The organism is Streptococcus danieliae (genome assembly GCF_009767945.1).
In the GTDB taxonomy this organism is placed as follows: domain Bacteria; phylum Bacillota; class Bacilli; order Lactobacillales; family Streptococcaceae; genus Streptococcus; species Streptococcus danieliae.
The window spans coordinates 1-23,912 of sequence record NZ_WSRS01000007.1 but is presented as its reverse complement, the minus strand read 5'-3'; the positions used below and the strand labels follow the sequence as shown (position 1 = coordinate 23,912).

The following is a 23,912-nucleotide window of genomic DNA, read 5'->3' as shown; positions in this document are numbered from 1 at the left end:
TTACTTCATCTCCTTTGAAACGAGATGCTGGTTGGCTAGGAGTTCCCGCATTTCCAGCATAGCGGTGTAGGTTGCAAGGATATAAGCTCGTGGAGCTTCTTGTTGTTGGATGGCTTCGACTAGGTCCTTGAGTTGATCAAGTTCGGTCATCTGATCGGCTGGGTAGCCAGCAACGCGAATCCGTCGGCTAATTTCGGCATGCCGAACGCCACCTGTGAAGACTTGGGGAACATCCATATTCTGGATCCGCTCAAATTCAGCATCCCAAATCCAGCTGGTGTCAATACCATCGGCATAGTTGGCATTAAGCAAGAAGGACATGGTGAAAGGACCTGGAGCTAGTTGGATCATTTCCAAGGCCTGGGTGGCTCCAACAGGATTTTTGATTAGGACTAGCGTACATTCCTTGTCGCCGATGTTAAAGGTTTCTTGGCGACCAAAAACGGCCTTACTCTTGTCAAAACCAGCGCGAATGGTCTCAGCAGGAATTTGATAAAACTCTGCAACCGCTACGGCTGCCAAGGCATTGTAGATATTGTAGAGGCCACCAATGTTGATGCTGTATTCTTGGTCATCAATTCGGAAACGTGAAGACTTCTCGGTCAACTCCACCAACTCGGTGAGGCGGTAGTCCAGAGGCTTACGTGCAAAGGAACAGTTGGGGCAGAAGTAGTTTCCTAGGTTGGCATAGGTAATCATCTTGTAACGCAAGATGTGCTGGCACTTGGGACACAGAATCCCTTCGGTATTATAGTGGGCTAGGTGGGCCTCCTCCTCCTTGTGGTCAAAACCAAAAGAGAGAACAGGATTCGGCAGGTCTACGGATTGAAAAATGGGACTATCCCCATTAACCAAAATAGTAGCCTCGGGTGCCTTTTTGATACCATCTAAGATAAACTGGTAGGTGGTGTAAATTTCCCCAAACCGGTCCATTTGGTCCCGGAAGATATTGCTGAGGACAAACAGGGAGGGTTGGATGTAGTCACAAATTTTGGGCACACTGGCCTCATCCACTTCCAGAACGGCAATTTTTTTACCATTTTTCTGAGGAGTTTTTAGGAAGGTTGTGGTAATCCCGGTGATCATGTTGGCCCCACTGGTATTGGTCAGAACCTGACCAAAGGCTTCTGAGAGGATGCCAACAATAAGCGAAGTTGTCAGGGTTTTTCCGTTGGTTCCAGTGACCAAAACAATCTCATAGTCCTTTGCAAGTTGGTCTAGAATATGGGGATCAAATTTGAGCGCAAGTTTTCCTGGCAGAGTTGATCCCCGGCCGAGCATTTTTAAGGCAGTTGCACTGGTTTTTCCAGCTGCCAATCCAAGTAGTGTATTTAGTTTCATGGAATTATTTTATCATAAAGTGGCGAGAAGAGGCAGCTCCTAGTCTTGGTTCTGGTCCCCAATCGTGGTATAATTGTAAAGTTAATGAGCTGATTGAGAACAGAAGTGGAGAATCTTAGGGTATGAATTTTAGATATTTAGGGGATCCCCAGTATTGGCAAAGTTTTTTTTCCAGTCCCTGGGCGATCCTCATCCAACTCTTAGACATTGCGCTGGTTGCTATTGCGCTTTATTTTGCTATTAAAGCCCTAGCTGGTACTAAAATCATGACCTTGGTTCGTGGGGTTCTGCTATTTGTAGCCCTGCAAATTTTAGCCAATTTAATTGGCCTGACAACAGTCGCCTGGCTGATGAATCAAGTGGTCACCTATGGGGTCATTGCAGCCGTGGTTATTTTTGTGCCAGAAATTCGTTCAGGCTTGGAGCGTTTGGGCCGGACTTTGGACTTATTTAATACCCGAACTCAGACGTCGGAAGAAAAAACTATTGATGCCTTGATGAAGGCTGTGACCTATATGTGCCCTCGGAAGATTGGAGCGCTCATTTCGATTGAAGGGGCTCAGACGCTTCAAGAATACATTGCGACAGGGATTGCCCTCGATTCGCAGATTAGCGGGGAACTTTTGATTAACATCTTTATCCCGAATACGCCTCTTCATGATGGAGCAGTGATTCTTTCAGATAATAAAATTGCAGCGGCTTCGGCCTACCTACCCCTGTCTGAGTCTGGTGGAATTCCTAAGAATTTTGGGACCCGGCACCGGGCAGCCGTGGGACTCTCAGAAGCTAGTGATGCCTTGACGGTTGTGGTATCAGAAGAAACCGGAGAAATTTCCTACACCCGTAATGGTAATTTGATTCACGATGTGACCCCAGCAGAACTGCGGGCTGTCTTAGAGGACTTCTTTGCGGTTCAAGAAGCCCGGCCTGATGTCCTAGCGCCACTATTAAGGAGGAGAAAGTATGAAGACTAATCGTTCCTGGATCTATGGTCTCTTAGCGATTTTTTTATCCTTGATTTTGTTTTTCTACGCTTCTACTAGTCAATACCAAACCCAGGCGAGAACTAGTGGGGACATTGCGACAGAAACCTATACGAATACGATTAAGGGGGTTCCCTTGGTGCTCCGCTATGACTCGGAGAAGTACTTCGTATCTGGTTTTGCCTCGGAAGTCAATATTGATTTATCATCGTCCAATCGCGTTCTCCTGTCGACAGAAACCCAAGAGTCTTCGCGAACCTTCAGGATTGTTCTGGATTTAACCAAGGAATCGCCTGGCTTGGTAGAGGTTCCCGTCACGGTGGAGCATTTGACCAGCGGGGTGACTGCCAAGGTGGATCCAGCGACTATTAGCGGGACGATTGGACTCAAGAAATCCAAGACCTTTAAAATCGACTTAGCTAGTTTCCTAAGTCAGTTGCCGAATGGAGCAGATGTACAGCTGGCAGATGGGGATAGAGAAGTGACAGTGACAACCAATGAAGATTTGTTGAATCAAATTGCGGCTGTCCGGATGGTCTTACCAGATGATTGGGGGACCACGAAAAATTACAATGGTGAGGTTAGTCTTCAGGCCCTTGATGTTAGTGGAGAAGTAGTTCCAAGTGTCATTGAGCCAGAGACAATTGCGATTCGTATTCAATTAAAAACTGAGGAGAAAAAGTAATCATGGGAAAATATTTTGGAACAGACGGTGTTCGTGGTGAAGCAAATGTGGAATTAACACCCGAATTGGCCTTCCGCTTAGGACGTTTTGGTGGCTATGTGTTGAGCCAGCACGAAGAAGGGACACCCCGTGTCTTTGTTGGACGCGACACTCGGATCTCTGGAGAGATGTTGGAGAATGCCTTGATTGCGGGCCTCCTCTCCGTCGGAATCCAAGTTTACAAACTCGGTGTGATTGCAACACCTGGGATCGCTTATTTGGTACGGACAGAGAAGGCTAGCGCCGGTGTTATGATTTCGGCCAGTCATAATCCGGCCCAAGATAATGGGATTAAGTTCTTTGGTGGTGATGGCTTTAAATTGGATGATGAACGAGAATTGGAGATTGAAGCTCTGCTTGATGCGCCAGCAGATCAATTGCCTCGTCCAAGTGCCCAAGGTTTGGGGCAAGTCATGGACTACCCGGAAGGTCTACGGAAATACCAAGAATTTCTGGTTTCAACCGGTAGCCCCCTCGAAGGTTTGCACGTTGCTTTGGACACAGCTAACGGAGCTGCCTCTACAAGTGCCCGCCAGGTCTTTGCAGATCTGGGCGCTCAACTGAGCGTCATTGGAGAAAAACCAGATGGTCTCAATATTAATGATCAAATTGGATCAACCCATCCAGAAAAACTGCAAGACTTGGTTCTTGAAAAAGGAGCCGATCTAGGGCTAGCCTTTGATGGGGATTCTGACCGCTTGATTGCTGTTGATGAAAAAGGGCAAATTGTCGATGGAGATGAAATCATGTTTATCTTAGGACAAGCCCTAGCGCAAGAAGGTAAATTGGCTAAAAATAGCATTGTAACGACTGTAATGTCCAACTTAGGGTTCCATAAGGCCCTGGATGCCCATGGGATTGATAAGGCAGTGACGGCTGTTGGCGACCGCTATGTTGTTGAAGAAATGCGTCGCTCTGGCTTTAATCTTGGGGGTGAGCAGTCAGGCCACGTTGTGTTGATGGACTACAATACAACTGGTGATGGTCAGCTAACCGGTGTTCAATTAACTAAGATTCTGAAGGAATCCGGGAAGACCCTGTCTGAATTAGCAGCCCAGGTGACAATTTATCCGCAAAAACTAGTCAATATTCGTGTTGATAATAAGATGAAAGACCAAGCCATGGAAGTTCCTGCGATTGCGGCAATTATTGCCAAGATGGAGGAAGAGATGGCAGGGAATGGTCGGATTTTGGTTCGGCCAAGTGGCACGGAGCCACTTCTGCGGGTAATGGCTGAGGCACCAACAGATGCAGAAGTTGACTATTACGTAGATACCATCGCAGCCGTTGTTCGAGAGGAAATCGGCTTGGATGCCTAGTTTCTTCTTGTTTTGGAACTAGAAGCGTGATAGAATGAAATAAGTATTTGAAGTAGAAAAAGGAGTTACCATGGCATTTGGTGATACAGGGAAGCGTAAGAAGTCCCCGTTTGAGAAATTAACCATGTTGGTTGTGATTATTATGGTTCTGGTGACAGTCGGAGCTATTTTCATGACGGCTATTTCTGCATTAATCTAGGAATGAAGAAGTGAAATGAAGGCAGTCTTTGGTTTGCCTTTAGGCACTGAGCCGGTCCTAATGAACTGTGTGGGGGTGGGATTGAAAAGGTTCGGGGAATCTTTTCAACCCCACTCCCCTTTTTATCCTGTAGGAGGAATTGGAACAATGAGTATGTTTTTAGATACTGCCAAAATTAAGGTGAAGGCAGGAAAGGGTGGCGATGGCATGGTTGCCTTCCGTCGTGAAAAGTATGTCCCTAATGGCGGACCTTGGGGAGGTGACGGGGGTCGTGGTGGCAACGTCATTTTTAAGGTTAATGAAGGTTTACGAACCTTGATGGACTTCCGTTATAATCGTCATTTCAAGGCTCAAGCCGGTGAAAAAGGGATGAATAAAGGGATGCACGGGCGTGGCGCCGAGGACTTGTATGTGGCTGTTCCTCCTGGAACAACCGTTCGTGACCTAGAGTCAGGTAAGGTCTTGGCAGACTTGATTGAACAGGATCAAGAATTTATCGTCGCCAAAGGTGGTCGCGGTGGTCGTGGGAATATCCGCTTTGCGACCCCTCGTAACCCTGCACCAGAAATTTCAGAAAACGGAGAGCCTGGCCAGGAACGGGAGTTGCTCTTGGAATTGAAAATCTTGGCGGATGTCGGCTTGGTTGGTTTCCCATCGGTTGGGAAGTCGACCCTGCTTTCAGTTATTACTGCTGCCAAACCTAAGATTGGGGCTTACCACTTTACTACCATTGTCCCTAATCTAGGAATGGTTCAAACTCCAAGTGGGGATTCCTATGCGGTCGCCGACCTGCCTGGTTTGATTGAAGGTGCTAGTCAAGGTGTTGGTCTTGGAACCCAGTTCCTTCGCCACATTGAACGGACGCGCGTGATCTGGCATGTTATTGACATGAGTGCCAGTGAGGGACGCGATCCTTATGAAGATTATTTGGCCATTAATAAGGAGTTGGAGTCCTACAATCTCCGCTTGATGGAACGCCCACAAATCATTTTGGCTAATAAGATGGATATGCCAGACAGTGAGGAAAATTTGGCGACCTTCAAGGAAAAACTAGCCGCCAACTACGACGAGTTTGATGAACTTCCAATGATTTTCCCAGTTTCCGGAATCAGCAAAAAAGGCTTGGGACCAGTCCTTGATGCCAGTGCGGATCTCTTGGCCAAAACACCTGAGTTTCTATTGTATGACAGCAATGACATGTACCAAGAAGAGGCTTACTATGGCTTTGACCAAGAAGAAGCTGCCTTTGAAATTTCACGGGATGACGATGCAACTTGGATCCTGTCTGGAGCCAAATTAGAAAAACTCTTCACTATGACCAACTTCGACCGAGATGAAGCGGTGATGAAATTTGCCCGCCAGTTGCGGGGAATGGGCGTTGATGAGGCCCTGCGGGAGCGTGGAGCCCGGGATGGTGATTTGGTTCGAATTGGCAACTTTGAATTTGAATTTGTGGATTAGGAGGAGTTTGTGGGAGATAAACCGATATCCTTTAAAGATGCAGAGGGGAATTTTGTTTCAGCCGCAGATGTCTGGACAGAAGAGAAGTTGGAAGCCCTCTTTAATACTCTAAATCCTAATCGAAAATTACGTTTGGAACGCGAAGCCAAGTAAGAGTAAAATTTGAAATAAAAGGGCCCTAGGTAGCAGATATAGGCTGTTATCTAGGGCTTTTTGCTAGGCCGATTCATTTTTTAAAAAATATTTCAAAAAACCGACAAATTCGTGACATAACTGTAATCATTTGTTATAATTGAAGCATAAAGCAACAATCATGTAACAATAATAAAAAAGGTTACCTCTAGAAAGCGAGGAGGCAAGTTATGAAAGCCAAAGATTTATGGAATCCAGTTCAACGTTATTCTATTCGTAAATATAGCATCGGTGTTACTTCAATTGCGCTTGGAACTGTGCTGCTGGGAGCAGGTTCGACAGTTGCTGCAGATCAATTGTCGGTTGAAACTCCACAGCTTGCGCCGCAAAGTGAGCTTGTTGAGAACCACTCGGTTCCTTCTTTGGGAGATGTGGTTTATGCAGCGCCAGCTCAGCCACAAGCTATCTCTGTATCATTGACTGCTGACCAACTACAAGAGTTCCCAGAGCACCCAGCTCAAGATTTGCCTGCAAGTGGTGCTTACACCTTTGCGGAAACTGTTGGTGTTAAGAATGAACTGTCCAAGGATGCGGATGTGGCCTTTTACCTCCAAGCAGGAGACCAAGTCCATTATGATCAACTCCATAATCAAGAAGGTTATCAATGGTTGTCTTATAAGTCCTATAGTGGCCAACGTCGCTACGCTCCAATAGGGGTTCAAACTGCACCAGCAGTAGCTCCTCAGCCTGAAAAAGAGCTTGAACCTGCTTTACCAACCTCAGGTACTTTCCAGTTTGATGGCCGCTATGGCATCAAAAAAGAGGCGCGTGTAGCGAGTCCTGATGTAGCCTATTACGACAAGGGTAGCTCTGTTAACTATGACAAGGTTGTAGAATCTGATGGCTACCGTTGGCTCAGCTACCTCAGCTATAGCGACAACCGCCACTATATCGCCCTTGAAAAATTAGCTTCGGCTCCTAAAGTTGAAGCCAAACCGGTGGTCAAGGAAGCAGCGAAAGTTGAAACTAAACCAGTGGTTAAGGAAAACGCTAAAGTAGAGGCATCTGGTCTAGCAGCATCTGGTAACTTCCGCTTTGATGGCCGCTATGGCATTAAAAAAGAAGCACGTGTGGCCAGTCCTGATGTGGCCTATTACGACAAGGGTAGCTCTGTTAACTATGACAAGGTTGTAGAATCTGATGGCTACCGTTGGCTCAGCTATCTTAGCTATAGCGGCAACCGCCATTACATCGCTCTTGAAAAATTAGCTTCAGCTCCTAAAGTTGAAGCCAAGCCAGTGGTCAAGGAAGCAGCGAAGGTAGCAGTTTCTGGTCTACCAGCATCTGGTAGCTACGTCTTTCGAGCAGATGCCTTGGTTAAAAACCAACCTCAAGCTGCTGCAGAGGCTGTAGCTCTCTATGAAAAAGGCATGTCTGTGAACTATGATCGGCTTATCCAAGCAGAAGGTCGAAACTGGCTCAGTTACATCTCTGCCTCAGGAGTTCGCCGTTACGTGGCTCTTCCCTTCTAATTTGTAAAGTCAAAAAATCCAGGAAAGCGATGGCTTTCCTGGATTTTTCATTTGTTTACACATTCAAGACCTTATCAAGGAAGTCTTTCAAACGTGGGTGTTGTGGATTATCAAAGATTTCGTCTGGGCGTCCATCTTCAAGGAATTCACCGTCTGCGGTGAAGATAACTCGATTGGCTACCTGACGGGCAAAGCCCATCTCGTGGGTTACGATAATCATGGTCATTCCTTGTTTGGCCAGGTCTTTCATAACATTTAGTACGTCTCCAACCATCTCAGGGTCGAGGGCAGAGGTTGGCTCGTCGAAGAGCATGATTTCAGGTTTCATAGCGAGACCACGGGCAATGGCCACCCGTTGCTTTTGTCCACCGGATAAACTGTCAGGCACGGCATCAGCTTTTTCAGCCAAGCCCACCTTCTCGAGTAATTCCATTCCAAGAGATTTAGCTTCAGCCTCGGTCATCCGTTTGTGTTCGATTGGAGCGAAGGTGATGTTCTCAAGAACAGTCATGTGGGGGAAGAGATTGAAGTGCTGGAATACCATTCCGATATCTTCCCGAACCTTATCAACATCCGTTGTGGGAAGGGTGAGGTCTTTACCATTAACTGTAATATGGCCGCTGGTCGCCTCTTCCAGCAGGTTGAGACTGCGGAGGAAAGTTGATTTTCCAGAACCAGAAGGGCCGATGATACAGACCACATCTCCCTCATAGAATTGAGTGGTGATGCCTTTTAGGACCTCATTTTTCCCATAGTACTTGTGAAGGTCATTTACATCAATTTTCAATTGTTTACTCATTTACTGGTCCTCTTTTCTAGATGTTTCGCTAGGCGAGTGAGAGAAGTAATTAAGATGAGGTAGATCACAGCTAGGATTGCATACATTCGGAAACTTTGATAGTTTCGGGCAATGATAATTTTCCCTGTTTGGAAGAGCTCCACCAAACCGATAGCCGATACGATGGTTGTATCTTTTAGGGCAATGACAAACTGGTTGATGAAGTTTGGAAGCATAATCTTAGCAGCTTGGGGAAGAATAATCTTCCGCATGGTCTTGCTGTAAGAGATTCCTAAACTGCGACTGGCTTCCATCTGACCGGCAGGAACGGCTTGAATACCACCCCGTACAATCTCGGCAATATAAGCACCTGAGTTAAGAGACAGAGCAATCACACCGGCTACAAAGTCATTGATTGGAGACTGTTGACCGGTCATGCTTTCAATCAAGTTAGGGATTCCCCAGAAAATGAAAGCAGCGAGGATCATTAAAGGAATTCCTCGAACTACATCGACGAAAATAGTTGCTGCAGTCCGCAAAGCAGGGACTGGACTGACGCTAAACATTCCGAAGATAATTCCGATAACCATGGCAATGGCAAAGGAGATTAAAGTCAAGGAAATAGTGATCCAGAGACCGTTTAGCAATTGTTTATAGTTGTTTTGGAGCAAGCCCCAAATAGATGTTTCATCAACGTTGGATGATTGGTTGTTGCTTGTAGTAGAAGCTCCTAAATATTTGTTGAGAAGCTTTTCGTACTCCCCATTTTCTTTCAGGTTAGCCAAACCGTTGTTGAACATTTCAATCAATTCGGGATTTGTTCCTTTTTTAACGGCAAAGCCGTATTCCCCAACTGGGATTCCAGCAATAGGAGTTGCCAAGTCTTGACCTTGGTTGATGGCATATTTGATGATTGGTTCATCATCCATGATGGCCTCGACAGAGCCGGTGTTTAGGCTATCATACATTGAAGCAGCTTCGGAAAAGACCTTGATGTTATAGCCGTATTTATCCTTGTTTTCGGTTAGGAAATCATGGGAAGCTGTTCCGTTTTTAACCCCAACGGTTTTACCCTTGAGATCTTCATAAGAAGCAATTGTGCTGTTTTTCTTAACCCCGATAATCGCATTGGCGATGTAGTAAGGATCGGAGAAGTCAAAGGTTTTTTTACGTTCATCAGTGATGGACATACCCGCTTCGATTCCGTCAGCCTGTCCAGCTTGGACCGCGTTAACAGCTGCATCAAACCCAGGATTGGTGACAGAAATCGTAAAGCCTTGATCTTTGGCGATGGCTTGGATCAACTCCATATCAATTCCAGTATATTCATTGGAATCGTTTTGGAAGACAAAAGGTGCGAAGGAAGAGTCGCTGACAATCTTGTATTCACTCTTGACCGGTGTTGCTTGTTGACCGGCCGCTGTGGCAGTTTCTGGAATGTTAGCGGCAACGGAATTGCTGGAGCCACCAGTCCAAGTTTGGATGATTTGCTCTAGGCTACCGTCTTCTTTCATTTCAGCTAGGGCTTCATTAAATTCTTCAACGAGGTATTCCTTGTCGCTACCTTTTTTAACCCCAAAGGCAAAGCTTCCAACGGCTTCCCCGTCCATGTTGATTTCCAGGTTTTGACCTTGGTCAACGGCATATTGGAGGACAGGTTTGTCGTCCATGATGGCATCCACAGCCCCTGCTTGTAGGCTGTTGTTCATCAAATCTCCAGTGTCGAAGGTTTTGATTTCGTAGCCATATTTGTCCTTATTGTTATCGAGGAAGCGCTGGGCAGCGGTTCCGTTTTTAACCCCAACTGTTTTCCCTTTCAGTTGGCTGTAGTCTGTAATCCCTTTTCCCTTAAGGGTTGCGATGACTACTTTTGTATCGTAGTAGGTGTCGGACATGGTGAAGACTTTTTTACGTTCTTCGGTTGCAGTCATACCGGCCATGATGGCATCAGCTTGACCTGCTTGAACCGCATTAACAGCCGCATCGAAGCCAGGATAACTTTGTTCGTAGTTCCATCCTTTTTTCTCTGCGACTGCCTTGATAATATCGACGTCGATTCCTTTATAGACTTGATCTGAATCTTTAAATTCAAATGGTGCATAAGCGGTATCTGATACAATCTTAATGGTATCAGCTGCCTGCACGCCGCTTGTTACAAATAAGGGGAATATTAGTAACAAGAGACTTAGAAGTTTTTTCTTCATTTCGGCATCTCCTTTTAGAATATTTTAAAATTATACCAAAAAGAGGGCTAGGATGCAAATTTGCTCTTTTTCATGTCAGAAGTTCTGCCATAACAAAATCGGGATTTAGCGGATGAAAGATGGTAAAATAAGAGTCGAGGTGTACTATGATTGAAAGAATAGAAAATAATCAATTTAAGTTGGTTTCCAAGTACCAACCATCCGGGGATCAACCCCAAGCCATTGCTGAATTGGTCGATAATATTGAGGGTGGCGAGAAGGCGCAAATTCTCATGGGAGCCACAGGAACGGGAAAAACCTATACCATGAGCCAGGTGATTGCCAAGGTTAATAAACCGACCTTGGTGATTGCCCACAATAAAACCCTAGCAGGGCAGCTCTACGGAGAATTTAAAGAATTTTTCCCAGAAAATGCGGTTGAATATTTTGTTTCCTATTATGACTACTACCAGCCGGAAGCCTATGTGCCGTCCAGCGATACGTATATTGAGAAGGATAGCTCGGTCAATGATGAAATTGATAAGCTCCGCCACTCGGCAACCTCTGCTTTGCTAGAGCGTAATGATGTCATTGTGGTGGCCTCTGTTTCCTGTATCTATGGTTTGGGTTCGCCCAAGGAGTACGCGGACAAGGTTGTGAGCTTACGGCCTGGTCAGTTGATTTCGCGGGATCAGCTCCTTAATAACTTGGTAGATATTCAATTTGAACGTAACGATATTGATTTCCAACGGGGGCGTTTCCGGGTCCGGGGGGATATTGTTGAAGTTTTTCCGGCCAGTCGTGATGAGCATGCCTTTCGGGTAGAGTTCTTTGGCGATGAAATTGACCGGATTCGGGAAATTGAAGCCTTGACCGGTCAGGTTTTGGGGGAGGTTGACCATCTAGCCATTTATCCTGCGACTCACTTCGTGACCAATGATCAGCATTTGGAGATGGCGATTGCCAAGATTCAGGCGGAGTTGGTCGAGCAGTTAGACCAATTTGAGAAGGAAGGTAAGCTTCTTGAAGCGCAGCGTTTGAAACAAAGAACGGATTATGATATCGAGATGTTGCGTGAGATGGGGTATACCAATGGGGTCGAGAATTATTCTCGGCATATGGATGGTCGCTCGGAAGGGGAGCCGCCGTATACGCTCTTGGATTTCTTCCCAGAGGACTTCCTGATTATGATCGATGAGTCGCATATGACCATGGGGCAAATCAAGGGGATGTACAATGGGGACCGATCGCGGAAGGAGATGTTGGTCAATCATGGCTTCCGTCTGCCAAGTGCTCTGGATAATCGGCCGCTTCGGCGTGAGGAATTTGAGCAACATGTTCATCAAATTGTCTATGTTTCGGCAACACCGGGAGATTATGAAATGGAAGAAACGGAGACGATTGTGGAACAGATCATTCGGCCAACGGGTCTGTTGGATCCGGAGGTTGAGGTGCGGCCAACGCACGGGCAAATGGAGGATCTCCTAGGAGAAATTCATGAGCGGGTTGAGAAAAATGAGCGGGTCTTTATCACGACCCTGACCAAAAAAATGGCGGAAGATTTGACCGACTATCTTAAGGAAATGGGCGTGAAGGTCAAGTATATGCACTCTGATATCAAGACCTTGGAACGGACGGAAATCATCCGCGATCTTCGACTCGGTGTTTTTGATGTCTTGATTGGAATCAACCTCCTGCGGGAGGGAATTGACGTTCCTGAGGTTAGTTTGGTAGCCATCTTGGATGCGGACAAGGAAGGTTTCTTACGGAATGAACGGGGGCTCATTCAGACCATTGGTCGGGCCGCCCGTAATAGTGAGGGGCATGTCATCATGTATGCGGACATGGAAACAGAGTCCATGAAAAAAGCCATGAAAGAAACCGCACGTCGGCGGGCGATTCAGATGGAATACAATGAAAAACATGGTATTACACCACAAACCATTAAGAAAGAAATTCGCGACCTCATCAGTGTAACCAAGGCAACCTTACCGGAGCAAGAGGAAACTCCAGACTTCGAAAGCATGACCAAAAAAGAGCGCAAGGAAGCGATCAAGAAATTGGAGGATCAGATGCAGGAAGCGGCGGGGATTCTCGATTTCGAATTGGCGGCTCAGATCCGCGATATGATTCTCGAAATCAAGGCCTTAGACTAGCCTTTCGTGGTATAATAAACAATAAACTTATGAGGATTCTGATGGTCAGAGCGAATGAGATGTGACCATCAGAATCCAACTATCAAAAATGGAAAGAGAGGAAGCAGGTGTACCAAGCCCTCTATCGTAAATATCGGAGCCAAACCTTTGCAGAAATGGTGGGGCAGCCTGTTGTCTCCCAAAGTCTTCGCCAGGCTGTGGCTACAGAGAAAATCAGCCATGCCTATCTATTTTCGGGTCCCCGAGGAACCGGAAAAACGTCGGCAGCTAAAATTTTTGCCAAGGCTATGAACTGTCCCAATCAGGTGGACGGAGAACCGTGTAATATCTGTGATATCTGCCGGGCCATTACCTTGGGAAGTCTGGAAGATGTGATTGAGATTGACGCAGCCAGTAACAATGGTGTGGATGAAATCCGTGATATTCGTGACAAGTCAACCTATGCTGCCAGTCTAGCCCGTTATAAGGTTTATATTATTGACGAGGTGCATATGCTCTCAACTGGTGCCTTTAATGCCCTCCTCAAAACCCTGGAGGAACCTAGCCCAGGCTTGGTTTTTGTTCTGGCAACAACAGAGCTGCACAAGATTCCGGCAACCATTCTTTCCCGAGTTCAACGCTTTGAATTCAAGTCCATCAAAGTCCCCGATATTGTGGGCCACTTGGAATGGATTTTAGCCCAGGAGGGCTTGGAAGCTGAGCCGGGAGCCCTAAGTCTGATTGCCCGTCGTGCAGAAGGTGGGATGCGGGATGCCTTGTCGCTTCTGGATCAAGCTCTCAGTTTGTTGGACGGCTCTAGCCTCAGCTTGGATGTGGTCGAGGAAATCACAGGTTCTGTTAGTCTGAGGGCTTTAGATGCCTATGTAGCAGGCCTTCGCAATCGAGATCTGGAAGAAGCCATGGATCATCTGAACACCATTCTCGACAGTGGCAAACAGCCGGCCCGCTTCTTGGATGATCTCTTGGCTTATTTTCGCGATTTGCTACTAAGTCAAGCTGGTTTGACCTTTACAGATCGCTCACCTCTGTTTCAAGAGAATCAGGAGTTGGCGCGTGACCGGCTCCTGGATATGCTGGGAATCTTGATCCAAGCCAATCAAACCCTGCGCCAGCTGAGTCAAGCCCGTCTCGCCCTAGAGATGATTACGGTTCAACTTCTGGACGAACCTACTTCTGACAAAGCAGCCGGTCCCCAAGTGGCCCGGCTGCAAGCAGAGGTAACGGCCCTTAAAGAAGAAGTTGCCCAACTCAAAAGGACTGGGGTCAGTCAAGTCCAATCCTTAAAATCCAATCCGGCCACAACTCGCCCAGAAACTAGAGTCAAACTAGATAAAAGTCGCTTTATTAAAATCCTCGAAGAGGCTGTTGAGAACCCAGTGTTGGCACGTGCCAACCTGACCAAGTTACAGGGAGCCTGGGGGGAAATCATTGAAAGTCTTTCGGGGGCTGATAAAGCGCTTTTGGAGGGTTCCCAGCCGGTGGCTGCCAATGAGCACCATGCGATTTTAGCCTTTGAATCGGCCTTTAATGCAGAACAAACCATGAAACGGGACAACCTCAATGTGACCTTTGGCAATATTCTCAGCCAGGCTGCGGGCTTTTCTCCAGAAATCCTTGCTATTTCAATGGCAGATTGGCAACAATTGCGCCAGAATTTCGCTGCTAAAAACCGCCAACAAAAGCAGGAAGAGAAAGAAAAGTCACCTATTCCTGAGCAGTTTTCCTTTTTGGCTTCACAGGTTGTGATTCAAGATGACTAAGTTAAGAGAGGAGGCTGGGACAAAAGTCTAGCCTCTCTCTTTATGATTAGCAAAATACCTTTGACGCAGTAGTTGATTGGCAGTTTCGTTCGCCTTTTAGGCTCCGAACCCGACCTAATCAACCTTGCGGGGGTGGGACTACGAACTAATTTTGAGAAAAATTAGTTCTGTCCCACTCCCCTCTCAGAGCAAATGGAGGTGTGTATGATTCAGTTAGATACACGATCAGTTTATAGCTTTTTGGAAAGTAATCTAACTCTGGCAGCCTATCTGCAAAAAGCCAAGGCCCTAGGCTATCAGAGTCTGGGACTGATGGATCAAGACAATCTTTATGGAGCCTATGCCTTTTTAGAGATGACTGAGCGAGTTGGAATCCAGCCCTTAGTAGGTATGGCTCTTACTACTCGCTTGGGTGAGCAGCTATTGGATCTGAGGGTCTTGGCCCTGTCTACCCGGGGCTATCAAAATCTCTTGAAGTTGGCGACCCAACGCAATTTAGGTAAAACTGCTTGGGAAGACTTGGTGGAGTTTACCCAGGATCTAGCCCTGATTTGGCCCTTCCAACCGGGGCAGGAAGAGCCCGATTTAGGCCGCCCCTATTTTCTGGGAGTGGCCTTGGATAGCCCACTTCCGACTAGTGACCGTCCCCTGCTTCCCTTACAAACAGTTCGTTACCTGGAGGCTCAGGATTTAGAGGTTCTGCAGGTGATGGAAGCCATTAAACAGAACCAAACGCTTGTGGAAACGCCTGTGCGCTACCGTGGGCAGATTTTGCTTCCGGCTCAGGAATTGAAAGCAGCCTATCAAGCTCGTTTTCCTGGAGCTTGGGAGAATTTGGAGAGTTTGGTTGCAGGTGTCCATTATGACTTGGATCGTAGTTTGAAACTGCCGCGTTTCAATCCTCAAAAACCAGCCGTGGAGGAACTAAGAGAGGTGGCTTTGGCGGGGTTAGCCGCCAAACAGTTGCAAGGACCAGCCTATTTGCAACGTTTGGAAGAGGAGTTATCTGTTATCCATGAAATGGGCTTTGATGATTATTTTTTGATTGTCTGGGATTTGTTGGCCTTTGGCCGCCGTCAAGGTTATTACATGGGGATGGGACGGGGTTCGGCTGTAGGCAGTTTGGTCGCCTATGCTCTGGATATTACGGGCATTGATCCTGTGGCTAAGAATCTGATTTTTGAACGTTTTTTGAACCGCGAGCGGTTCAGTCCTCCGGATATCGATATCGATATTCCGGATATTCATCGGCCAGACTTTTTACGCTATGTCCGCGATCGTTACGGGAGCATGCACGCTGCCCAGATTGTAACCTTTTCAACTTTTGGAGCCAAGCAAGCCTTACGGGATGTTCTCAAACGACTGGGAGTGCCTGAGTTTGAAATTTCCAATTTGACCAAGCAAATTCGCTTTGGTGAAAAATTGCAGCAGGTAGTGGAGCGGAGTCTATCCTTCCGCCGTCAGTTTCAAGAACGACCGGAATTGGGCCGTGCTCTACAGCTGGCCATGCGTTTGGAGGGGTTACCCCGTCAAACTTCGGTCCATGCGGCCGGAGTGGTGATGAGCGATGCTGATTTGACAGACTTTATCCCGCTTAAATTTGCAGAGGATATTTACATTACTCAGTACGATGCGGCGGGGATCGAAGACAATGGTCTGCTCAAGATGGATTTCTTGGGTTTGCGGAATTTGACCTATGTAGAGCGCATGCGGGACTTACTGGCAAAAGAAGAAGGGATTGTGCTGGATCCAGCGGCTATTCCTCTGGAAGATTCGGAAACTCTCAAATTATTTGCGGCGGGTAGGACCAAGGGGATTTTTCAATTCGAACAGCCAGGGGCTATCAATCTGTTGCGGCGGGTTCAACCTGCCTCCTTTGAAGAAGTTGTGGCAGCCACCAGTCTGAACCGGCCCGGAGCCAGTGCCTATATTGATAACTTTGTAGCCCGGAAGCATGGTCGGGAAGCGGTAGTTTCAGTGGATCCAGCGGTCGCCGATATTCTGGCTCCTACCTATGGCATCATGCTCTATCAGGAGCAGGTGATGCAGGTGGCGCAACGATTTGCGGGCTTTAGTTTGGGGAAAGCCGACTTGCTCAGGCGGGCTATGGGGAAGAAGAAGCCAGAAGAAATGCACGCCATGGAGGTTGATTTTGTGGAAGGAGCCTTGCAGCAAGGCTATGATCAGGACCGAGCTAAGGCCCTGTTTGCCGTGATGGAGAAGTTTGCCGGTTACGGTTTTAACCGTAGTCACGCTTATGCCTACTCAGCCCTGGCTTTTCAATTGGCTTATTTTAAAACCCATTATCCCCACATCTTTTTCCAGGTTATGTTGAGCACTGCCAACCAGACCTATTTGGAAGATGCTCTTGATGCCGGCTTTCAGATGCAGGCCCTCACGATTAACACAATTCCGGCTCATGATCGTTTTCAGGATGGTGCAATTTATTTGGGCTTGGATCGCCTCAAGGGCCTACCACGGGATCTGCAGACCTGGATCCTGGAGCACCGCCCCTTTGCCGATTTGGAAGATTTCTTTCTCCGACTGCCCCCCAATTATCTCAAGCCGGACTTGTTGAGGCCCTTGATTCAAATTGGTCTCTTTGATCAGCTAGCTCCCAATCGGGCGACTCTGCTAACCAATTTGGACCGCCTTCTCTTCTTCTACCAAGAGTTGGGAAGCCTTTTTGCCGATTCCAGCTATTCTTGGGAGCCCGTCGCTGATTTTTCTTCTTTGGAAAAATATCGAATGGAAGTGGAGCTGCTAGGTGTGGGTCTGAGCCCTCATCCCCTAAAGGACTATCTGCAGGAAGCCGGCCCCGAGATTCAGCGGATTGCAGATCTCCAGGTTGGGACCCAGGCTCAAGTCTTGGCTGAGATTTTGGACCTGCGGGTGATTCGCACCAAAAAAGGGGAGCAGATGGCCTTTATTCAGGTTACGGATACCCGTCATAAAATAGAGGTTATCGCTTTTCCGGAGGTTTTTCGGACCCAGAAGCAGCTACTGGAAGCGGGCGCCCTTTTGCAGATGTGGGGTAAGGTGCAGGACAAGAGTGGCCGCAAGCAGCTGGTCTTGAACCGGGTCCAGGCACTGACGCGGGAGCGCTTCTGGATCTTGTTGGAAGACCATCAAGTAGACCATGAAGTGGCTCGGATTCTAAAGAATTTTCCGGGCTCGATTCCGGTTATTGTACGCTATCAGGAAGGCAAGGAAACCTTGCAGTTGCAAGAAGGCGTTTCCAAAACAGAAGCGCTAGTAACAGCCCTGGGACCTTATGTTCTGAAAACGGTTTTTCTTGAAAAACCCTAGAATTTTGAAATGCCCTGTGCTATAATGCTTAGGAATTTAAATATAAGAGAAGGAGCTCAAGCAGAATGAAACGTATTGCTGTTTTGACCAGTGGTGGTGACGCCCCTGGTATGAATGCTGCTATTCGTGCAGTTGTTCGTCAAGCAATCTCTGAAGGTATGGAAGTTTACGGAATCCAAGAAGGTTATGCTGGAATGGTTGCTGGTAAATTTATCGAATTGGATGTAGCTTCAGTAGGAAATATTGTTGGACGTGGGGGTACCTTCCTTGGGTCGGCTCGTTATCCTGAATTTGCTCAACTTGAAGGACAACTCAAAGGGATTGAGCAATTGAAAGCTCACGGAATTGAAGGTGTTGTCGTAATTGGTGGAGATGGCTCTTACCACGGTGCTATGCGTTTGACTGAACATGGATTCCCAGCTGTTGGAGTACCAGGAACAATCGATAACGATATCGTTGGAACAGACTTCACGATTGGTTTTGATACAGCCGTTACGACTGCTATGGATGCGATTGATAAAATCCGCGACACTTCAGCTAGTCACCGTCGTACTTTCGTTATCGAAGTTATGGGACGTAACGCTGGTGATATCGCTCTTTGGGCTGGTATCGCATCTGGTGCGGACAATATTGTCATTCCAGAAGAAAACTTTGACATGGATGCGATTGCAGCAACGATTCGTGAAAGCTATGAGAGCGGTAAAAAGCACAATATCATCGTTCTTGCTGAAGGCGTTATGTCAGCAGATGAATTTGGTGAAAGATTGCGTGAATCTGCGGACGAAAAAGATCTCCGTGACCTTCGTGTAACAGAGCTGGGTCACATCCAACGTGGTGGTGCTCCAACTGCACGTGACCGTGTCTTAGCTTCTCGTATGGGAGCACATGCGGTTAAACTTCTAAAAGAAGGCCGTGGTGGACTTGCGGTTGGTATCCGCGATGAGAAAATGGTTGAGAGCCCAATCCTTGGGACTGCTGAAGAAGGTGCTCTATTCAGTCTTGCAGCAGGTGGTAAGATCATTGTTAATAACCCACACAAGGCTGACCTAGAATTGGCAGACCTAAACCGTCATTTGGCGACATTCTAAGATTTGGCTTTATAAAATAAAAAAGGAGTTCACAGATAAAATGAACAAACGTGTTAAAATTGTTGCAACCTTGGGACCTGCGGTTGAAATCCGTGGTGGAAAACGTTTTGGTGAAGATGGTTACTGGGGTGAAAAACTTGACGTTGAAGCATCTGCACAAAACATTGCGAAATTGATTGAAGCAGGAGCAAACACTTTCCGTTTCAACTTTTCACACGGTGACCACCAAGAGCAAGGTGAACGTATGGCAACTGTTAAACGTGCTGAAGAAATCGCAGGCCAACGTGTTGGTTTCCTTTTGGATACTAAAGGTCCTGAGATTCGTACAGAATTGTTCGAAGGTGATGCAAAAGAATATTCTTACGTAACTGGTGAGAAAATCCGTGTTGCAACTAAGCAAGGAATCCAATCAACTCGTGACGTGATTGCTTTGAACGTTGCTGGTGGTTTGGACATCTACGATGACGTTGAAATTGGCCGTCAAGTGTTGGTTGATGATGGTAAATTGGGTCTTCGTGTTGTTGGTAAAGATGATGCTACTCGTGAATTCGAAGTTGAAGTTGAAAACGATGGTGTCATTGCGAAACAAAAAGGTGTGAATATCCCTAACACCAAGATTCCTTTCCCTGCCCTAGCAGACCGTGATAACGCGGACATCCGTTTTGGTTTGGAGCAAGGTATTAACTTTATCGCTATTTCTTTTGTTCGTACAGCTAAAGACGTTAACGAAGTTCGCGCAATCTGTGAAGAGACTGGTAACAGCCATGTGAAGTTGTTTGCGAAAATCGAAAACCAACAAGGTATTGACAACCTTGATGAAATCATCGAAGCAGCGGATGGTATCATGATTGCCCGTGGAGACATGGGAATTGAAGTACCATTTGAAATGGTTCCAGTTTACCAAAAAATGATCATCACTAAGGTCAATGCAGCTGGTAAAGTGGTTATCACAGCAACAAACATGTTGGAAACCATGACTGAAAAACCACGTGCAACTCGTTCAGAAGTATCTGATGTCTTTAACGCAGTTATTGATGGTACAGATGCAACTATGCTTTCTGGTGAGTCTGCTAACGGTAAATACCCATTGGAATCTGTAACAGCAATGGCGACAATTGACAAAAACGCTCAAACCTTGTTGAATGAGTATGGTCGTTTGTCAACTGCTAACTTCAACCGTGGCTCTAAGACTGAAGTTATGGCTTCTGCGGTTAAGGATGCAACCAACTCAATGGACATTAAATTGGTTGTTACCTTGACTAAGACAGGTCACACTGCTCGTTTGATCTCTAAATACCGTCCAAATGCAGATATCTTGGCGATCACATTTGATGAGTTGACTCAGCGTGGTTTGATGTTGAACTGGGGTGTTATTCCAGTAACAACTGAAACTCCTTCTAACACAGATGATATGTTTGATATCGCAGAAAAAATCGCGGTTGAGCAAGGTTTGGTAGAAGCTGGTGATGACATCGTTATTGTTGCCGGTGTCCCAATTGGGGGTGCTTCTCGTACGAACACTATGCGTATCCGTACTGTTCGTTAATCAATGCTTAAAAAGCTTAGACTGTTAGCTATAGGAGTTGATCGTCTAGGCTTTTTGCCTTGTTGTCAGAAATAAGGATTTTGGAAAAGTTTTTGATACAATGAAGTACCGGAAATTTTTCGAATCAAATTTTAAAGGAGAAAATCATGATTGTTACAACAACCAATGCCATCGAAGGAAAAAAGGTTCAAGACTACAAGGGGATTGTTTTCGGGGAAGTTGTTACCGGGATCAATATGTTTAAAGATATTGGGGCAGGTCTTCGCAATGTCTTTGGTGGTCGCTCCAAGGGCTATGAAGATGAACTCAAAGCTGCTCGCGAAGAAGCGATTGAGGAAATGAAAGAACGCGCAGCTCAAATGGGTGCAACAGCCATCATCGGTATGAAAATGGACTATGAAATTTTGGGTGCCGATAATGGTATGATGATGGTGACTTGTTCTGGAACAGCGGTCATTGTGGAATAGGAGTAATCGGGAGGTATTGATCAGATTTTTTGCGAAATCCGATCAATACCTTTTTTGTTGAGTGATAGGGCTGTAAGCTTCTTTTAAATCTAGAACTTTTTTCAAACGAGTTCGTGAAATGTTCGGATAAATCTAGTAAAATCTTGAAATATGGCTTTGAATCATTTATAATGTTCAAGAATCGAACAGTTTTAGGAGGTTATCATGGTTCATTCATATCTGAAAAAATCTGCGATGTTGCTCAGTTTGGCAGCAGCAGTAATGGTCGCTGAAGAGGTTCGGGCAGATCAAGCAGCTGATTCTCAAGCTGTAGCTGGGCAAGAAGCAACTAGTGTGACAGTGGCTCAGGAAAGTTCTGCAAGTCCAGAGGCTCTTCTGCAAGTTTCAGAAACTCCAGTTCAGGAGCAGTCACCAGAGGTTACAGTCTTGGCTGAACCTGTTCAGGAAGAGGCAGTCAAGCCACCTGTCGAAGGTCAACGAGTGGATATGCGGATTTTGGCAACAACAGATTTGCATACCAATCTAGTGAACTATGATTATTATCAAGATATGCAAGTGGAGACGTTAGGCTTGGCTAAAACAGCTGTCCTAATGGAAGAAGCACTTGCTGAAAATTCAAACGTTGTGATTGTAGATAGTGGCGATACCATCCAAGGGACACCGCTTGGAACCTATAAGGCTGTTGTGGATCCAGTGAAAGAAGGCGAAGAGCATCCGATGTTTGCAGCCTTTAAAGAACTAAACTATGATGGAGCAGCCTTGGGGAACCATGAATTTAACTACGGTCTGGACTATCTACGTCGGATTGTGGCTTCTTCAAAAGTACCGCTTCTAAACGCCAACGTTTTGGATGCCCAAACCAAGGAACATCTCTTCACCCCTTATGTCATTGTTCCTAAAGCCTTCAAAGATTCTGAGGGTCAATTGGTAACGGTGAATGTAGGCCTTACAGGAATTGTACCACCACAAATTATGAATTGGGACCGTGCTCATTTGGAAGGAAAGGTGATTGCCTTGGACGCTGTTCAAGCAGTTACTGACTTGGTGCCACAAATGCGCAAGGCGGGAGCAGATGTTATTGTTGTCATGTCCCACTCAGGTATTGGCGATGACACTTACTTGGTTGGTGAAGAAAATATTGGTTACCAATTGGCTGGTATTCCAGGTGTTGATGCAGTTGCGACAGGCCACTCGCATGCCAACTTCCCATCTGGAACAGGTAATGGTTTCTACGCTAAGATTAAAGGTGTTGACGATGTCAATGGTAAAATCAATGGAATTCCGGTAACCATGGCTGGTAAATACGGAGACCATTTGGGAATCATGGACTTGAAACTCCACTATACCAAAGGTGCTTGGCAAGTTGAAGAATCTGGAACAGTCCTTCGCAAAATTGATACCAAGTCGACTAAGGCAGATGAACGTATCCTGAATTTAGCCAAGGAAGTTCATGAGGCGACAATTCGCTATGTGCGCCAAGAGGTCGGACAAACACCAACTCCAATCCATTCTTATTTCTCCTTGGTTCAAGATGATCCCTCTGTTCAGATTGTTAACCAGGCACAAATGTGGTATGCCAAACAAGTTCTAGAAGGAACTCCGGATGGTGACCTGCCCCTACTTTCAGCAGCAGCCCCCTTTAAGGCCGGAGCTCGTAATGATCCGAATGCCTATACAGATATGAAGGCTGGACCACTAGCTATAAAAAATGTCGCTGACCTTTACGTCTTTGATAATACGGTAGCTTTGCTTAAAATTACCGGTGCCCAACTTAAGGAGTGGTTGGAAATGTCAGCTGGTCAATTTAACCAAGTGGATCCTACCAAGACAGAACCACAAAATATCATCAATACGTCCTTCAGAACTTATAACTTTGACGTCATTGATGGGGTTACCTACGAGTTAGATATTACTCAACCGAATAAATACTCTGTTGGAGCAGAATTGGTCAACCCAACAGCCAACCGTGTTCGAAACCTCCGCTATCAAGGTCAAGAAGTTGCAGATGATCAACTCTTCATGGTGGTGACCAATAACTACCGTGCCAGCGGACCGTTCCCAGGAGTGAAAGATGCCCAAGAAAATCGTCTTTTGAATCTGCAAAACCGTCAAGCCTTGATCGATTATATCATTGCTGAAAAAACGATTGATGCCCGTCCAAACCAAAACTGGACCTTTGCAGACACCATCAATGGTTTGGATCTTCGTTTCTTGACATCCTTAAAAGGACAGGAACATTTGGCTAGCAACCCGGCTATTTCCTTCGTAGGGATTTCTGAAGTACTGGAAGGATTCGGAGAATACCGCTATCACTATAGCCCTGTGCTTCAACCAGAGGAACCTAAAGAACCAGAGCAACCAGTTCAGCAAGAAAAGCCGGTTCAACCAGAACAGCCTGTGCAACCAGAACAACCGGTTCAACCAGCTCAACCAGAAGTAACACCGCTAACACCTGCCAAACCAGCTAAGGTTGAGACTGTGAAAGGACCTCAAGTGCTTTCTTATCAGCCAGCTCAAACTTTCCAAAAAGTTGCTTCATCCCAACCTCAAGTTAAAGAGCAGGCTGCTGCCGGCCAGCTTCCAAAGACTGGTTCTGAGCAGTCCTTGTGGATGAGCTTTGGTCTTGTGCTTTTAGGTTTGCTACCAAAGGCCTTGGTGAAAGGGAAACAAGAACAGGGATAAAGGTAGATAGGGAAATGAGCTGAAAGTTCGTTAAACCCGAATAAAGAGGCTTATTTTTCCAGAGAAAAAGGGGAGGTTTCTGAAAAGACCTCCTTTTTTTGGCTCTTTGTCAAGTTGTGTGGAATCCCTGAAAACTGACAGTTTTAGGCTTTTATTATTTAGCTTTTTAATAAGGGTGTTGAGATGGTTTTAACGTCAATCCGAATCCGGCTTCTTTCGAATTTCTATGAGATGCTTTCCCTGTGGTGGGGG

The 23,912-nt window shown here is 46.3% G+C and carries 17 protein-coding genes; 14 read left to right on the top strand and 3 right to left on the bottom strand.

Features of this window, described 5'->3' with window-relative positions; genetic code table 11:
* The gene (locus E5983_RS01565) at positions 1 to 1,341 is read right to left on the bottom strand and encodes a Mur ligase family protein (protein ID WP_160332171.1); all 1,341 of its coding nucleotides are present in this window, start codon (positions 1,339 to 1,341) and stop codon (positions 1 to 3) included.
* 122 nt (positions 1,342 to 1,463) lie between these two features.
* Between E5983_RS01565 and cdaA the strand changes: the two genes are divergently transcribed.
* From cdaA to E5983_RS01535, 7 genes are all read left to right on the top strand, one after another.
* Complete coding sequence (gene cdaA, locus E5983_RS01560; RefSeq protein WP_160332170.1) at positions 1,464 to 2,315, top strand: diadenylate cyclase CdaA; 852 nt, start codon at positions 1,464 to 1,466, stop codon at positions 2,313 to 2,315.
* A complete protein-coding gene (locus tag E5983_RS01555) occupies positions 2,305 to 3,009 on the top strand; it encodes a CdaR family protein (protein ID WP_160332169.1) in 705 nt (234 codons plus the stop codon). The genes cdaA and E5983_RS01555 overlap by 11 nt, the downstream gene beginning before the upstream one ends.
* Before the next feature lie 2 nt (positions 3,010 to 3,011).
* Positions 3,012 to 4,367, top strand: a complete 1,356-nt coding sequence (glmM, locus tag E5983_RS01550; protein WP_160332168.1) for a phosphoglucosamine mutase — start codon at positions 3,012 to 3,014, stop codon at positions 4,365 to 4,367.
* Positions 4,368 to 4,437: 70 nt separating this feature from the next.
* Positions 4,438 to 4,566, top strand: a complete 129-nt coding sequence (locus tag E5983_RS01545; RefSeq protein WP_135035593.1) for a DUF4044 domain-containing protein — start codon at positions 4,438 to 4,440, stop codon at positions 4,564 to 4,566.
* 147 nt (positions 4,567 to 4,713) lie between these two features.
* A complete protein-coding gene (gene obgE, locus E5983_RS01540; protein WP_160332167.1) occupies positions 4,714 to 6,027 on the top strand; it encodes a GTPase ObgE in 1,314 nt (437 codons plus the stop codon).
* Positions 6,028 to 6,036: 9 nt separating this feature from the next.
* Positions 6,037 to 6,180: a hypothetical protein gene (locus E5983_RS09680; RefSeq protein WP_262092771.1), complete on the top strand. Its 144-nt coding sequence runs from the start codon at positions 6,037 to 6,039 to the stop codon at positions 6,178 to 6,180.
* Positions 6,181 to 6,389: 209 nt separating this feature from the next.
* Positions 6,390 to 7,691 carry an SH3 domain-containing protein gene (locus E5983_RS01535; protein WP_160332166.1) on the top strand — a complete coding sequence of 434 codons (1,302 nt, stop codon included), beginning with the start codon at positions 6,390 to 6,392 and terminating at the stop codon, positions 7,689 to 7,691.
* A 55-nt stretch (positions 7,692 to 7,746) separates the two neighbouring features.
* Here the strand turns inward: E5983_RS01535 and E5983_RS01530 are convergent, their stop codons facing one another.
* Together E5983_RS01530 and E5983_RS01525 are read right to left on the bottom strand one after the other, a co-directional pair.
* Positions 7,747 to 8,490: an amino acid ABC transporter ATP-binding protein gene (locus E5983_RS01530; protein WP_160332165.1), complete on the bottom strand. Its 744-nt coding sequence runs from the start codon at positions 8,488 to 8,490 to the stop codon at positions 7,747 to 7,749.
* A complete protein-coding gene (locus E5983_RS01525; RefSeq protein WP_160332164.1) occupies positions 8,487 to 10,673 on the bottom strand; it encodes an ABC transporter substrate-binding protein/permease in 2,187 nt (728 codons plus the stop codon). Before E5983_RS01525 ends, E5983_RS01530 begins: the two co-directional genes overlap by 4 nt.
* A gap of 146 nt (positions 10,674 to 10,819) precedes the next feature.
* Between E5983_RS01525 and uvrB the strand changes: the two genes are divergently transcribed.
* From uvrB to E5983_RS01490, 7 genes are all read left to right on the top strand, one after another.
* Positions 10,820 to 12,808: an excinuclease ABC subunit UvrB gene (gene uvrB, locus E5983_RS01520; RefSeq protein WP_160332163.1), complete on the top strand. Its 1,989-nt coding sequence runs from the start codon at positions 10,820 to 10,822 to the stop codon at positions 12,806 to 12,808.
* A gap of 107 nt (positions 12,809 to 12,915) precedes the next feature.
* Positions 12,916 to 14,568 carry a DNA polymerase III subunit gamma/tau gene (gene dnaX / locus E5983_RS01515; protein ID WP_160332162.1) on the top strand — a complete coding sequence of 551 codons (1,653 nt, stop codon included), beginning with the start codon at positions 12,916 to 12,918 and terminating at the stop codon, positions 14,566 to 14,568.
* A 204-nt stretch (positions 14,569 to 14,772) separates the two neighbouring features.
* Positions 14,773 to 17,877 carry a DNA polymerase III subunit alpha gene (locus E5983_RS01510; protein ID WP_160332161.1) on the top strand — a complete coding sequence of 1,035 codons (3,105 nt, stop codon included), beginning with the start codon at positions 14,773 to 14,775 and terminating at the stop codon, positions 17,875 to 17,877.
* A 65-nt stretch (positions 17,878 to 17,942) separates the two neighbouring features.
* Complete coding sequence (gene pfkA, locus E5983_RS01505; RefSeq protein ID WP_160332160.1) at positions 17,943 to 18,965, top strand: 6-phosphofructokinase; 1,023 nt, start codon at positions 17,943 to 17,945, stop codon at positions 18,963 to 18,965.
* A 40-nt stretch (positions 18,966 to 19,005) separates the two neighbouring features.
* Complete coding sequence (pyk, locus tag E5983_RS01500) at positions 19,006 to 20,511, top strand: pyruvate kinase (RefSeq protein ID WP_160332159.1); 1,506 nt, start codon at positions 19,006 to 19,008, stop codon at positions 20,509 to 20,511.
* Positions 20,512 to 20,657: 146 nt separating this feature from the next.
* Complete coding sequence (locus E5983_RS01495) at positions 20,658 to 20,978, top strand: putative heavy metal-binding protein (protein WP_160332158.1); 321 nt, start codon at positions 20,658 to 20,660, stop codon at positions 20,976 to 20,978.
* 204 nt (positions 20,979 to 21,182) lie between these two features.
* Positions 21,183 to 23,660 (top strand): bifunctional 2',3'-cyclic-nucleotide 2'-phosphodiesterase/3'-nucleotidase, encoded by a 2,478-nt coding sequence (locus E5983_RS01490; protein WP_160332157.1) that lies wholly within the window; start codon positions 21,183 to 21,185, stop codon positions 23,658 to 23,660.
* Positions 23,661 to 23,912 lie beyond the last annotated feature (252 nt).

Excerpts from the sequence above, each read along its gene's own strand:
- E5983_RS01565 (WP_160332171.1), bottom strand. The coding sequence starts at position 1,341 with ATGAAACTAAATACACTACTTGGATTGGCAGCTGGAAAAACCAGTGCA.
- cdaA (WP_160332170.1), top strand. The coding sequence starts at position 1,464 with ATGAATTTTAGATATTTAGGGGATCCCCAGTATTGGCAAAGTTTTTTT.
- E5983_RS01555 (WP_160332169.1), top strand. The coding sequence starts at position 2,305 with ATGAAGACTAATCGTTCCTGGATCTATGGTCTCTTAGCGATTTTTTTA.
- glmM (WP_160332168.1), top strand. The coding sequence starts at position 3,012 with ATGGGAAAATATTTTGGAACAGACGGTGTTCGTGGTGAAGCAAATGTG.
- E5983_RS01545 (WP_135035593.1), top strand. The coding sequence starts at position 4,438 with ATGGCATTTGGTGATACAGGGAAGCGTAAGAAGTCCCCGTTTGAGAAA.
- obgE (WP_160332167.1), top strand. The coding sequence starts at position 4,714 with ATGAGTATGTTTTTAGATACTGCCAAAATTAAGGTGAAGGCAGGAAAG.
- E5983_RS01535 (WP_160332166.1), top strand. The coding sequence starts at position 6,390 with ATGAAAGCCAAAGATTTATGGAATCCAGTTCAACGTTATTCTATTCGT.
- E5983_RS01530 (WP_160332165.1), bottom strand. The coding sequence starts at position 8,490 with ATGAGTAAACAATTGAAAATTGATGTAAATGACCTTCACAAGTACTAT.
- E5983_RS01525 (WP_160332164.1), bottom strand. The coding sequence starts at position 10,673 with ATGAAGAAAAAACTTCTAAGTCTCTTGTTACTAATATTCCCCTTATTT.
- uvrB (WP_160332163.1), top strand. The coding sequence starts at position 10,820 with ATGATTGAAAGAATAGAAAATAATCAATTTAAGTTGGTTTCCAAGTAC.
- E5983_RS01510 (WP_160332161.1), top strand. The coding sequence starts at position 14,773 with ATGATTCAGTTAGATACACGATCAGTTTATAGCTTTTTGGAAAGTAAT.
- pfkA (WP_160332160.1), top strand. The coding sequence starts at position 17,943 with ATGAAACGTATTGCTGTTTTGACCAGTGGTGGTGACGCCCCTGGTATG.
- pyk (WP_160332159.1), top strand. The coding sequence starts at position 19,006 with ATGAACAAACGTGTTAAAATTGTTGCAACCTTGGGACCTGCGGTTGAA.
- E5983_RS01495 (WP_160332158.1), top strand. The coding sequence starts at position 20,658 with ATGATTGTTACAACAACCAATGCCATCGAAGGAAAAAAGGTTCAAGAC.
- E5983_RS01490 (WP_160332157.1), top strand. The coding sequence starts at position 21,183 with ATGGTTCATTCATATCTGAAAAAATCTGCGATGTTGCTCAGTTTGGCA.